The 13542-nt window shown below is 58.9% G+C and carries 10 protein-coding genes and 1 pseudogene; 5 read left to right on the forward strand and 6 right to left on the reverse strand.

From position 1 onward, the window contains the following. Window positions 1-113: 113 nt before the first annotated feature. Complete coding sequence (locus FCL40_RS10025) at window positions 114-1793, forward strand: L-lactate permease (RefSeq protein ID WP_136853160.1); 1680 nt, start codon at window positions 114-116, stop codon at window positions 1791-1793. A gap of 1046 nt (window positions 1794-2839) precedes the next feature. Beyond that, window positions 2840-5662 carry an FAD-binding and (Fe-S)-binding domain-containing protein gene (locus tag FCL40_RS10030; protein WP_169307072.1) on the forward strand — a complete coding sequence of 941 codons (2823 nt, stop codon included), beginning with the start codon at window positions 2840-2842 and terminating at the stop codon, window positions 5660-5662. Window positions 5663-5897: 235 nt separating this feature from the next. On the opposite strand, the gene ybaK is transcribed toward FCL40_RS10030, so the two are convergent. Beyond that, window positions 5898-6368, reverse strand: coding sequence for a Cys-tRNA(Pro) deacylase (gene ybaK, locus FCL40_RS10035; protein ID WP_136853162.1), 471 nt, complete (start codon window positions 6366-6368; stop codon window positions 5898-5900). A 659-nt stretch (window positions 6369-7027) separates the two neighbouring features. On the opposite strand from ybaK, the gene FCL40_RS10040 reads away from it, so the two are divergent. Together FCL40_RS10040 and FCL40_RS10045 are read left to right on the forward strand one after the other, a co-directional pair. Continuing rightward, on the forward strand, window positions 7028-7867 hold the full coding sequence (locus FCL40_RS10040) for a substrate-binding domain-containing protein (protein ID WP_136853163.1): 840 nt from the start codon (window positions 7028-7030) through the stop codon (window positions 7865-7867). A gap of 159 nt (window positions 7868-8026) precedes the next feature. Beyond that, window positions 8027-8668, forward strand: coding sequence for a UPF0149 family protein (locus tag FCL40_RS10045; protein WP_136853164.1), 642 nt, complete (start codon window positions 8027-8029; stop codon window positions 8666-8668). A gap of 81 nt (window positions 8669-8749) precedes the next feature. Here the strand turns inward: FCL40_RS10045 and FCL40_RS10050 are convergent, their stop codons facing one another. Continuing rightward, window positions 8750-9190 carry an Lrp/AsnC family transcriptional regulator gene (locus FCL40_RS10050; RefSeq protein WP_136853165.1) on the reverse strand — a complete coding sequence of 147 codons (441 nt, stop codon included), beginning with the start codon at window positions 9188-9190 and terminating at the stop codon, window positions 8750-8752. 127 nt (window positions 9191-9317) lie between these two features. Here FCL40_RS10050 and FCL40_RS10055 point away from each other — a divergent pair, with 127 nt between their 5' ends. After that, entirely contained in the window at window positions 9318-9899 is a 582-nt protein-coding gene (locus FCL40_RS10055) for a LysE family translocator (protein WP_136853166.1), read from the forward strand. 71 nt (window positions 9900-9970) lie between these two features. Here the strand turns inward: FCL40_RS10055 and FCL40_RS10060 are convergent, their stop codons facing one another. From FCL40_RS10060 to FCL40_RS10075, 4 genes and pseudogenes are all read right to left on the reverse strand, one after another. After that, the gene (locus tag FCL40_RS10060) at window positions 9971-10876 is read right to left on the reverse strand and encodes a LysR family transcriptional regulator (RefSeq protein ID WP_136853167.1); all 906 of its coding nucleotides are present in this window, start codon (window positions 10874-10876) and stop codon (window positions 9971-9973) included. A 91-nt stretch (window positions 10877-10967) separates the two neighbouring features. After that, window positions 10968-12299 (reverse strand): cation:proton antiporter, encoded by a 1332-nt coding sequence (locus FCL40_RS10065; protein ID WP_136853168.1) that lies wholly within the window; start codon window positions 12297-12299, stop codon window positions 10968-10970. Between the two features lie 195 nt (window positions 12300-12494). After that, window positions 12495-12779, reverse strand: a pseudogene (rplY, locus tag FCL40_RS10070) (50S ribosomal protein L25); the annotation flags it as partial. A gap of 116 nt (window positions 12780-12895) precedes the next feature. Next, entirely contained in the window at window positions 12896-13438 is a 543-nt protein-coding gene (locus FCL40_RS10075) for a DUF882 domain-containing protein (protein ID WP_136853170.1), read from the reverse strand. Window positions 13439-13542 lie beyond the last annotated feature (104 nt).

A 13542-nucleotide genomic window follows, 5' to 3' on the forward strand; every position in this document is an offset into this window, starting at 1 on the left:
CCACTATTGAATACGCTACCAATTACTATCGTTCAACCAAGCATGACTCAAATTTGGTTGACTATAGTGAAACTGAAACAAAGTAATCATTCCTCAATAGAAGGGAAAACGGCGTGAATCTCATACAGACCATCGCAACGCTCACACCGATTATTTCGGTACTCGTATTCTTGGTGCTATTGCGCTTGCCTGCTTCCAAGGCAATGCCAATCTCCGCAGTATTAACCGGTTTGGCGGCTGCCTTCATCTGGCAGATGGATAGCGCAATTCTCAGCGCATCCGTCGTCCAGGGTATGTTGGACGCCATTACCCCTCTGACCATCATCTTCGGCGCGATCTTCCTGCTGAAGACACTGGCCGCCTCCGGTGCCATGGATACCATCCGTGCGGGCTTCACCAACATCAGTGCTGACGCCCGTGTTCAGGTAATCATCATCTGCTGGCTGTTCGGTTCCTTTATCGAAGGTTCCGCCGGTTTCGGTACCCCGGCCGCCATCGGCGCCCCCCTGCTGGTACTGCTGGGCATTCCGCCCCTGGCCGCGGCCTGTGTGGCCCTGATTGCTGACTCCACCTCGGTCTCCTTCGGCGCCATCGGCCTGCCCGTACTCTTCGGTATGGACAAGGGTCTGGACGCCGGCGGTGTGTCCATGGCTGCCCAGCAGATCGCTGCACTGGGCTCCGACGCCGTCTTCGCCGACTACGCCCAGCTGATTGCCAAGCACATGATCACCATCGATCTGTTCGTCGGCACCCTGATTCCTCTGACCATGGTGTGTGTACTGACCGGCTTCTTCGGCCGTAAGAAGTCCTTCGCCGAAGGTCTGCAGATCTGGAAATTCGCCCTGTTCGCCGGCCTGGCCTTCACCATCCCGGCCTGGCTGATCAACTTCTTCGCCGGTCCCGAGTTCCCCTCTGTCATCGGTGCCCTGATCGGCATGGCCATCGTAATTCCTGCCGCCAAGAAGGGTCTGCTGCTGCCTGCGCAGCCTTGGAATGACTTCGCCGAGAACGATGGCAAAGCCGCTTCCGCCACCGCTGGTCAGCCTCAGTCTGCCGGCGCCGCCGCCGCCAAGCCCCAGTTCTCCCAGGCTGCAGCCTGGACCCCCTACCTGGTGATGGCCGCCCTGCTGGTTCTGTCCCGCGTAGTGGAGCCTCTGAAGAGCTTCCTGCTGAGCTTCAACCTGAGCTGGCCTGGCCTGCTGGGTACCGAGCTGGGTTCCGGTTTCAAGACTCTGTACGCCCCCGGCGCCTTCTTCGTCGCCGTGTGTATCCTGGGCTTCTTCATCTTCAAGATGAAGCCTAAGGCCTTCACTGGTGCGTTCACCGACTCGTGCAAGTCCATGATCCCCACCATTATCTCCCTGGGCGCTTCCGTCCCCATGGTGAAGATCTTCCTGAACTCCGGCGCCAACGACGCTGGCCTGATGTCCATGCCGAAGGCACTGGCAGAGATGCTGGCCAGCACCATGGGCGCCGTATGGGAGTGGACCGCTCCGGTCGTCGGTATCTTCGGTGCCTTCCTGTCCGGCTCCGCGACCTTCTCCAACATGATGTTCTCCGGCCTGCAGTACTCCGTAGCCGACAACCTGGGCATGAACCACGCCCTGGTTCTGGGCCTGCAGGGTATTGGTGCCAACGCCGGTAACATGATGTGTGTAATGAACGTTGTTGCCGCCGCCACCGTAGTGGGCATGGCCGGTCGTGAGTCTGAGATTATTCGTAAGACCATGCCCGTCGCCCTGGCCTACGCCATGGTAGCCGGTACCATCGCCTTCTTCTGGGGTGGGTACTAACACCTCGTGAAAGACCTCAAAAGCCGGACCAGAGAGTCCGGCTTTTTTAGTTCCTATAATTCCAATAGAGTTCCGCCTTCCGACCTTCCCTAAAACCCGTTATATGCAAGCTGAATAATTAAACATTGAATTCCCTTGGCATTTCATAATATTCAACATTACTCCAGGAATCGAAATAACCCCCCTCTCCTTTTGCTGCCATCCGGCCTTCGCGACACCGTCAACACACTTGTGCACACTACCAAATCAAAAAAGCTCACAGGGGCCGTCGACCGACAGCGCATGGCACGCCTCATCAATGCCATTTTGTGTACTTTGGGGAGGTGAGTAGGCAGGGTTAAGTCATCGGACCAGCGCCCCCATAGCGGCTTAACCTGCAACATCAAGGGGTGATCCCGACCATGGGCGACACCCGTGCCCGGAACGGGGTGATGCCATGATCGCCAGTTTGAAAAGGGCACGCTCGTGCAACGACCAACCGACTCGATTTGGGGGGAGCCCCAAAAGGTTCATTTGGTATCTCCTGCGAGTCTAACTGGCGCTGATAATTGAATTTTTCTTGGTGATAGACGGCCGAAACGGCGATTGATCAGGTGACAATGGTGGCGTAGATCGGGTCACTGTGGTGAGTCGTTATACGGTGTTGCTCTATGTCAGATGGATGCGCTGAAGCATTCGGAAACGGCTCGATCCAGTAATGATCTCGCACAGGGCGCTGGCTTTGCAATCGAACACTTGGATTGGTTGCCGTCATCTTTAACCAACTTATCAACCAAAAAGATGAGCATACCCCGGTCTCCACAGCGCATTAGTGATCTTTCTTCACCCAATATGTTCATTCGCACAAAAACACGGGGGTTTTATGACTCTATATTAGGTCATTCGTCCAAAGATGCTCGAGTGCCCTTATGGCATAGTATCCATGTTGAATAAATGTGATCCAGGTGCGGCTTATACCAGGTGCAATTAATATTTGGTCAAATATTTAATTCCCTTGGTACAAAATATAAGGGTATACAAAAGTGCTAACTGCTAACTATAGTGAAGTGGCTAACAAGCTTAGCCAGATTCTTGATGCTAAACGCGTCCACACCGACAACCTCCGCCGAGTCGCTTGGGGTACCGACGCCTCTTTCTATCAGAAACGTCCACAAATTGTGGTCCACCCCAAGACCGAAGCTGAGGTTTCCGCTTCACTGGCAGAGTGTCATGCCAACAAGACTCCGGTTACCTTCCGTGCCGCCGGTACCGCCCTGTGTGGTCAGGCGATCTCCGACTCCATCCTGATGGTCGCCGGGGGTGACTGGGACCAGTATGAGGTTATGGACGGCGGAGAGCGTATCCGCCTGCAGGCCGGTGTGATCGGCGCCAAGGTCAATCAGGTACTGAACCCGCTGGGCTGGAAGTTCGGCCCCGATCCCGCCACCATCGCCTCCGCCATGGTTGCCGGTATTGTGGCCAACAACGCTTCCGGCATGAACTGCGGTACCCACGCAAACTCCTACCAGCTGATTGACTCCGCCCGCATCGTGATGGCAGACGGTTTCGTCCTCGATACCGCCAGCGAAGCCAGCCGTAAGGAGTTCTCCGCCAAATACCCTGAGGTGATCAAGGGCATCGAGGCAATCCGCGACGAGATCATGGGTGACCAGGAGGTGGTCGACCGTATCAAGCGCAAATACTCCATCAAGAACGTGACCGGCTATGGCATGAACTCCTTCGTGGACTTCTCCGATCCGTTTGACATCATCCTGCACCTGATGGTGGGTTCTGAGGGTACCCTGGGCTTCCTGTCCGAGATGACCATGAAGAACGTGCCCAAGGCGACCCACTCCGCGTCCGCCATGGTGTACTTCGACTCACTGCGCGGCGCCTGTGAGGCGATCGTCGAGCTGCGTAAGGACGCCTTCGATGAAACCAATGCCGCCGAGCTGCTGGACAACTTCGCCCTCAAGGCGGTAGCCGCGTCCAAGTATCAGACGCCCGATTTCCTGAACAACATCGATAAGGATGTGACTGCGGTACTGTTCGAAACCTTCGGCATGAGCCAGGAGGAGATCGACCGCAACACCGCCAAGATGACCGCCATCATGGAGAAGCACGGTCTCTACCGCCCCGTTGAGTTCACTCAGGACGGTTCCGAGATCGCCAACATGTGGGCCATCCGGAAGGCGGTCTTCCCCCTGGCCGGTTCCATGCGGCCTGCCGGCACCTCCTGCATCATCGAGGATATCGCCTTCCCCATCGAAGTGCTGCCTCAGGCCACCATCGATCTGCAGAACCTCTCCTTCGAGCACGGCTACAACGATGCGGTGATCTACGGTCACGCCCTGGAGGGCAACTACCACGTTATCTTCTCCCAGGACTTCAGCACCCAGGCGGAAGTGGACCGCTTCGATAACTTCATGGCGGCGGTGGTCGAGCTGGTCGCTACCAAGTACGACGGCTCCCTGAAAGCGGAGCACGGCACCGGCTTCGGTATGGCCGCCTTCGTCGAGAAGGAGTGGGGCACCCGCATCTACGATCTGATGAAGCGCACCAAGAGCGTGATGGACCCTGCGGGCATCCTCAACCCCGGCGTGATCATCAACGACGACCCTCACTGCCACTCCAAGGGCTTCAAACCCCTGCCCCAGGTGCACGACCTTATCGACAAGTGCATCGAGTGCGGTTTCTGTGAACAACACTGTGTGGCCCACAGCCTGACCCTGTCTCCCCGTCAACGTACCGCGGTCGCCCGGGTAATGAAGACCCTGGAGACCACCGGCCGTGAGCCCGAAGTCCTGGCCGATCTCCAGGCCAACTACAAGTACTTCGCCATGGACACCTGTGCCGCCGACGGCCTGTGTAAGCTGGGCTGTCCCATGGGCATCGATACCGGCAAGTTCATCAAGGTTCAGCGTGCCAAGTACGCCACCGGTACCGACAAGAAGATCGCCAACTTCACCGCCAACCAGTACGACAACCTGGAAGGGGTAGCCCGCTTCGCCCTGGGCGCCACTGACATCGCCCGTGCCGTCATCGGCGAAGGCGGCATGAGCGGCATCACCAAGGTTGCCCGTAAGGTACTGCCCAGCATGCCGATCCCCCAATGGACCTCAGGCATGCCCAAGCGTGGTAAGGCCCTGCCCGAGATGAAGACTGCCGGTGACATCAAGGCCGTGTACTTCCCTGCCTGTCTGAACCGTATGCTGGGTACCGCCCCGAACAACCCGGATCAGCGCTCGGTACCCGCCACCATCAAGGCCCTATTCGAGAAGTGCAACATCGAGATGCTGTGCGGCGAGAAGCCTCAGGGTCTGTGCTGTGGCCAGTCCTGGGAGTCCTACGGACACAACGAGCAGGCGGACCGCAAGTCCGACGAACTGTCCAAGTGGCTGCTGGAGGTGTCCAACAACGGTGAACACCCCATCCTGGTGGAAACCACCGCCTGTCTGGAGCGTATGCGCCGTGCCTGTGACAAGCGCCTGAACCTGCTGGGTCCAGAGGAGTTCGCCATGCAGTACATGGTTGACCGCCTGGAGATCACCAAGATCGAAGAGAAGATCGCGGTTCACCCAACCTGTACCTGCCGCAAGATGGGCATCGTGGACGACCTGGTCGGCCTGGCCAAGCTGTGTGCCTCCGAGGTAGTGGTGCCTGACCGCGACAAGGTGGGTTGCTGTGGCATGGCCGGCAACCGGGGCATGAACTTCCCTGAGTTGAACGAGCATGGCCTGCGCAACCTCAAGGCCGAAACCAAGGACAAGGGCTGCACCAGCGGTTACTCCGTCTCCGCCACCTGTGAGATCGGCCTGACCACTCACTCCGGCATCCCCTACAAGAACATCCTCAGCCTGCTGGACCGTGCGTCCCAGCCTAAGCGCTAACCGGGTTTCTTGAACTGACAAGGCCACCGCAAGGTGGCCTTTTTCATGGCGCGTGTTTGGCGCGGCTCAGTCTCCTGCCGGCTGGCTCCTCTTTGCACAGCCCTGGCTATGACGGACATAGCCAGGGCAAGCAGAGGCGTCCGATCCTCCTCATAACCATAGCCCTGTCACCTCTGCTGACCCCGGGGGACGCACAGCCGCTCCCGAGGAGAGGCGCCCGGCCCCGAGACCTCACCTAGGTGCTGCCCACGGCGGCAAAACGGCCTCCGGTGAGTGTCAGAAGATCGGCGGGGGCCAGCTCGATCTCCAGGCCGCGACGACCACCGGAGACACAGATGGTCTCAAACGCCTCCGCCGAGGCGTCCAACACCAGGGTGAGGCGTTTCTTCTGGCCCAGCGGACTGATGCCACCCACCACGTAGCCGGTAGCCTTCTCCGCCACCTTGGGATCGGCCATGGCCAGGCGCTTGGCTTTCACCGCCTTGGCCAGCGCCTTGAGATCCAGCTGGCCGATGACCGGTACCACCGCCACATAGAGCTGACCGCCGTCATCGGCTGCCAGCAGGGTCTTGAATACCCGGGCCGGGTCCTGTCCCAGGGCCTCGGCGGCCTCAAGTCCGTAGGAGGCGGCGCTGGGATCATGCTGATATTGATGGAGCTGAAATGGGACTTTCGCCTTCTTGGCGGCATTGACGGCAGGGGTCATAGGCACTCACACAGGTTGCAACGAGCCCGACAGTATGCCATAGGAAAGGGGACACCACAGTGATCCGTCGCGCCACGCCGCAGCAACACCCTGCCACCGGTCGGATGACCGTCCGCCCCGCTGTCGGTCGGCCGCACGAGGTGCCGGTGGCGGCCTGAGGTTGCGACATTTTGTCCGCCCCGAGTGTCATTAGAAGTAATCTCATTTTTAACAGCCACTTACACCGTGACACCGCTCACACATAGCTGGTATTCGTGTTGAAGATCTCCGTCATCAGGCCAGACTGGCCCCATCAGTTTCTTGGGGGTCGCGACACCTATTTGCTGGCGAACCGTCCGGCCCCAATTTTTTTCAAGAGCCTGCCCTTCCGCTCCGGTCGGCAGGGTCGGCACCGCCGGCTCTGTCGACCTCTCTGCCGGCCACACTCCGGTTTTCCCCCTGTCACCGAGCAACCCAAGATCGAGACATTCTGTCCAGGCAACGCCGTCAGTTTTCGTCATCCCTCTCCCCAAGGCGGATTTTATGTTGATCTTCCTCCTAATGCGACACGACAACCGTTGCGATAACCGTGCGCCAGATCAACCATGCCGGACACCTGTTTCCCGGCGTCCGCCGCCGCCGTTTGCCGGCGGCCTGGCGCCCCGATTTTGGAGTCCATCATGATATTGAGAGCCTCAATCCTCACCCTGATCGGCCTGGCCGCCCTCCCCGCCCACGCCACCCAGTGCAAAGCCAGCTATGGCGAAGGCGGGATCACCTTCCGCCTGGCCACCGGCAGCCCAGGTGAGCTTGGGTTGCTGCAAGCGCTGGCCGAGCGATTCAACCAGGATCACGACAGCCGCCTCTGCTGGGTCAAGGCGGGATCGGGCAAGTCGCTGGCCCTGCTCAAGAGCGGCGATGTGGAGATGGCCATGGTCCACGCGCCGGCGGCAGAGAAACGAGCAGTGCAGGAGGGCTGGGCCACCCAGCGCAGCCTCATCGGCAGCAATGAGTTCTATCTGGTCGGCCCCCACGCGGATCCCGCCCAGGTTGAGCAGGCCGGTTCCATCGCCCAGGCCTACCAGAGGGTCGCCGACAACCGCGCCCTGTTTCTGTCGCGGGGAGACAACTCCGGCACGCACAAGAAGGAGCTGATGATCTGGGCCCTGACCGAACACCAACCCGGGGGCCAGTGGTACCGGGTCACCGGAAAGTTCATGCGGGCCACCCTGCAGCAGGCCAATAAGCAACACGGCTACTTTATGACCGACAGCTCCACCTGGGTGGCCGAGAAGGCCAAGCTGAACAACCTCAAGGTGCTGTTTTCCGGCGACCCCATCCTGGTGAACACCTACCATGCCCTGCGGGCGGTCGACGGCAACCCCCGGGCCCTGGAGCTGTCGCGCCAGTTCATCGACTTTGTCGGCTCGGACACCGGCCAGGCGATTCTCACCACCTATGGCCAGGAACGTTATGGCGATGCCATGTACACCGGCATCGGGGGCAAGGCGCAGCACTGATCCCCGCTCCGCTCGAAGCCAGGGGGATCCTCCCCCTGGTTTCGGGACGGAAAAATGAAGTTATTTTCCCCAACCTTGCGCCAGAGCATTAAAATGGCAGTGAACAACTGGCATTATCAGCCCTCTTCCTGAGATGCTACCCACCGGGCTCGAACGCAAATGAATGAAAAACTGACCAAATCCGACGAGAAGCACCTGGCGAAAACCCTGGATGACGCTGCCCAGTATGGTGGCATGACCCTGATGCAGAGCCGCGGCTACCTGGCTCACCTGCACTGCTTCCCCAAGACCATCGATCCCGGTGTCTGGAGCGCCCACATCGCCAACACCCAACCGGAGCAGGAGCTGTGGCCCTTCGAGAACAGGGTGATGGAGCAGTTGTTCGCCCTCTACAATCAACTGCACACAGAGGTGGTGAAACGAGGCGAGGTGCTCTCTCCCAAATGTCGCCCCCTGCTGGATGAACTGAAACAGAGACAGGTCCCCATGGAACTGCGTCACTGGTGCGCCGGGTTCCTCACCGGCTTTGCGGTACTCAAGGCGAAGTGGCAGGAGATCTGCACGCCCGAGCAGTTGGAAGAGGTAGAATCCTGCTGCCAGTTTATGGGCTACCTGGCCACCCTGGGCAGCGACGAGGAGCACGCCGTGGCCTGGCGTGACGGCGCCAACCCCGAGCCCGAGCAGGTGATTGCCACTGTCGAGGAGGCGATGGCCTACATGCACGGCTGGAGCCAGATGGAGCTGGATGAAGACAATAACCCGGTCAATGCCATGGTTGATCCTCAAAGCGGAACTCATTGACCCGGTAAAAAAGGCTGCGCAAGCAGCCTTTTTCACTCTTGTCGACAGGAAGCAAGCGGGCCTGAGCCGGCTCAGACGGGCTTAGCGTTCATCCTTAGGGGTGTCCATCACCACCATGGTGCTGATACTCTTAACATGCTCACACTCCCCCAGAACATCTGCATGAAACCTCTTGTAACTTTGAAGATCCGCCGTTTCAACCCGCAGAAGATACTCATTGGCGCCGGTGATGTTGTGACACTCGACCACCTCCCCTTGGAAGCGGACATGCTCCTCAAAGGCCAATTGTGCCTTCTTGCCATGGGATGAGAGTCCGATGGACACATAGGCGACAAATCCAACCCCCATCAGTCCCCTGTCCAAGACCGCTCGGTAGCCCTTTATGACCCCTCTGCGCTCCAGGTCCTGTACCCGGCGCAGTGTTGCCGAAGTGGACAACCCCACCCGCTCCGACAGCTCAACATTGGAGAGTCTTCCCTCCCGCCGCAGCTCGCGCAATATTTTTTCGTCAAACCTGTCCATGACAACCATTTATTGCAGACATTTCCGGTGATAGGCAAATAAAAGCACAAAATTGCCCGAGTTTCTATCTATTATCTTCCTCAATCGGCCAAAACACTGTTTTCACCCTTTAGCCAGGAGAGGATTGATGGAATTTCAACACCTTGGCGCGTTAGCGCTGTTCGCTTTTGTCTCGACCATGACACCGGGCCCCAACAACATCATGCTGATGAGCTCCGGGGCAAAAGTCGGCTTTGTTCGCACTATTCCCCATATGCTGGGGGTCTCTCTGGGCTTTGCGCTGATGGTGGTGCTGGTCGGAGCTGGCCTGATGGGCGTGTTGGCGGCCATGCCCCAGTCACAGACCCTGCTCAAGTGCCTGAGCCTGGCCTACCTCTGCTATCTGGCTCTGAAGATCGCCAACTCAGATCATTCAAAACAGGAGACTGAATTTCAGCCCATGACCTTCATGGCCGCCGCAGGGTTTCAATGGGTTAACCCAAAGGGCTGGTCTATGGCACTAACTGCTGTCACCCTCTATAGCCACGGCCATTGGCAAGAGGTGGGGATAATTGCGGGGGTCTTTCTGATACTCAACCTGCCGTCGGTCAGCTTATGGGCCGCTGCTGGCACCCAACTGCAACGCTGGCTAACCACCTCACGTCGAGTCAAGGGATTTAACCTGACCATGGCCGGATCACTCCTGCTGTCGATGCTGCCCATGGTCTAACCCCGTGCAGTGAAGCGGGTTAATCCAGGAGCTCGCCGCAAGAGTGGCTGCCACGAGGCAGCCATCTTTACTCAGACGGGCATCCGTTTCAGCGCGTTGCGCTTCAGGTACTCCACCAGGAACTGCATCAGCGCCCGCTGCACCCCGGGCAGGAAGCGCTGGGCAGGATGAAGCAACCAGACCGGCACCGGTGCCGGTTCATAGTCACTGAGGATCGGCTGCAGGGCACCGGTATCGAAGGCGCGCCACAACTGGAAGTCCGCCAGCTGCACCACTCCCCTGTCCGCCTGGGCCTGGGCGCGGATGCAGAGGCTGTCGTTGCTCTCGAAATCCCCATCCACCTTAACCGGAATCCGATGGCCCTGATCCTGATAGAGCCAGGAGCGTGGGGTACGGTGAACATTGTTGATCAAACAGTTGTGCCGGGTCAGATCCGCCGGGTGATGAGGCACCCCATTGAGGGCCAGGTAGCCCGGGGACGCCCCGGTCAGCATCCTCATGGTGGTCAGCTTGGTGGCCACCACCCCGCTGTCCGGCTGCTTGCCGGTTCGTATGGCAAAGTCATAGCCCTCGTCCACCAGGTCGCACTGACGATTGAGCAGCTGCAGCTCGATGGCCACCCCGGGGTTCTCCCGGCCAAACTCCGCCAGGGCCGTCGGCAAGATCGACTGGCCAAAGAGCACCGGAGCCACCATCCTGATGGTCCCCGCCAGCCCTTCACCACTCTGGGCACTGCCATAGAGCCCATCCACCTCTTTGCAGATGGACTCCATCTTGGCCAGGTAGCGCTGCCCCTCATCGGTCAGGCGCACCGAGCGGGTGGTGCGCTGCAACAACTGCACCCCCAGGTGCCTCTCCAGTTCACTCACCTGGCGGCTGACCGCCGACGGCACCAGGTTCAGGGAGGCCGCCGCCGCGGAGAAGCTCTGTTGTTCCAGTACGGCCCGGAATATCCGTATCGATTTAAGTAGGTCCATCGTTGCCAGAATCAGAATAATTATATAAAAGCCAAGTCTCTATTCACATTTTGGACTCAATCCATCTGGCATGGCAAGAGCGGCGACGCAATTATCTTTGCCCGGAGTGAACGCCGTGGGTGTCCCCGCCGGCCATCCCCGGCGCGACGGCATCCTGCTCCAGACGGTTCGCCCGCTGAATCAACGGAGCGATGCTCGAGCCCTGCACCAGGATGGAGAACACCACCACCGAGTAGGTCATCACCAGCAGGATCTCCCGGACATCGATCCCCTTGTCCGCCACCACGATGATCCCCGAGGGCACCGACATCGCCATCGCCAACGCCAGGCCGCCTCGCAGGCCTCCCCAGGTCAAGATCGCCACCGACAACGGGTTGTAGCGCCGATAACGGCTGAAACCCAGGTAGCAGAGGCGAACGCTCAGATAGCGGGCGGCCAGCACCACGGGTATGGAGACCACCATCAGGATCCAGTCCTCCTCATGGAAGGAGAAGGTGAGCAGGGTCAGGCCTATCAACAGGAAGAGTACACCGTTGAGAAACTCATCCACCAACTCCCAGAAGTTGTCCAGATGGTTGCGGGTTTCATCGGACATCCCGGTATGGCGGGTCCAGTTGCCGATGATGATACCGGAGACCACCATTGCCAGGGGGCCGGACACCTCCAGGACACTGGCCAGGACATAACCGCCGGTGGGGATCCCCAGGGTCAGCAGCAGCTCCATCGAGTGGTCGTCGGTCGAACTGATCAGGGTATGGAACAGCAATCCAAGGGCCAGGCCGTAGAGGATCCCGCCTATCGCCTCGTGAATGAACAGCCGGCTGATCCCTCCCCAGGTGGGCGCCTCGCCGCCGAAGGCCACCGCAAACAGGGTGACGAACAGCACCAGGCCGAAGCCGTCGTTGAACAGCGACTCCCCCTCGATCTGCACGCTGATCTGCTCGGGCGCCTGCATCTTCTTAACGATGGCCAACACCGCGATGGGATCGGTCGGCGAGATCAGTGCACCGAACAGCAGGCAGTAGACCAGATCGAACTCCACACCGAGCAGACGGAAGAACTGCCACAGCACCCCGCCGATCAACACCGTGGACACCAGGGTACCGACCAGAGCCAGGATGGCGATCTCCCACTTCTGCGCCTTGAGGTTGGGCAGCTTGATTCCCAGCCCGCCGGCAAACAGCAGGAAACCCAGCATGCCGTTGAGGAGGAAGGTCTCGAAGTTGATGCGGTCGATGGCCTCGGCAGCCACGATCTTCAGCGAAAACCAGCCCGCCTTACCGGCGATGACGATCAGCAGCGACAGTATCAGCGCTCCGGCGGTAATGGCGATGGTCACCTGCATTCGTCCCACCTTGCTGTTGATGAAGGCGATCATCATCGCCAGGGCAGCCAGGCTACATAGGGTGGCGTACACCGTCATTCGACTCTCCTTATCTGCCGGTAGAGGCATCTCTTCCATTACAGGGGCTGGGATTGTACCCAAAAACTCAGCCCGTTTTATCCTTTTGGAAAAAGAGAGCCAGATCACATCTGTAAAGAAGGTGGAACAAGGGCGTCGGCGGGCGGGCATAAAAAAAGCGCCCCTGAGGGCGCCTTTTCAAGCCGGCGTTAATTAAACGCGCTTAAAGTCGATGTGGGTCACTTTAGGCTTGTAGGGGTGACGCTGCATGTCCTGAGCCTTCACCTTAACCGCCTTGCCATCGATGTTGATGGTCAGTTCGTCGGTGTAGAAGTTCTCGTTCTCCTGGGCTTGCAGGATTACATTGTGCTCCAGCTCGATAGCAACGGCTTCTTCGCTGCCGCCATAGATGATGGCGGGAATTTTGTCAGCATGACGCAGGCGGCGGCTCGCACCTTTCCCCAGGTCAGTACGTACAACGGCTTCAAATACGAAAGACATAGTTAATACCTTCAATGTCAGAAAAATTAATGCCACTGCTTGCGACCAGCAGTGGCACTTTGCAAAAAGCGGACGGAGTCTACCACGGCCGGCGCCGGATCACCAGCCTCCTGTGACTACCACTGCCTGACCCGACCGGTATCCAGGTGAACAAAGCCCGATTTGGGATAGAAGCCCACTCCGCCCCGCTTCAGCGACAGGGCCGCCCTACGCAACTCGGACAGCTCCACCCCGGGAATGGCAATGTCGATAGCCATCCCCTTCATGTGGTAACTCTTCTTGGCCACTTTGGAGGAGTGACTGGCCAGCATGGCGTTGGTCTTTGGGCTTCGGTAGCCTGAGATGATCTCGATGCGCCGATCGGTACCCAGGGTTTGGGTCAGATCATAGAGCAACTCATACAGGCCGCTGTCCATGGCCATCTCCTCACCGGTACGGTGGTCCCTGAGCACCCGGCGGAACGCGTCGAGGGCGGACTGATCATACTGGTTCTCAGCCCAGAAGGTCTGGCTTGTGCTTTCCCCGGTATGACGGTTATAGAAGCTGAGTCGCTTCGGAGTGGCCCGCCCAGCATAGGCAGGGGCGGGTAACTGGCTCAATGCGGCTAGGGCGCCAATTCCCAAAATCAGCTTGCGTTTGTTGTTATCAATAACAGACATTCACTCTTTCCAGTACAATCAACAGGGTGCCGGCTCCCGGACCGGCGCACCAAAGCTAACGGCTAAAAATTGTACTGGCAAGAACCAATATTCTATGCTACCCG

Source organism: Ferrimonas sediminicola (genome assembly GCF_005116715.1).
Lineage (GTDB): Bacteria > Pseudomonadota > Gammaproteobacteria > Enterobacterales > Shewanellaceae > Ferrimonas > Ferrimonas sediminicola.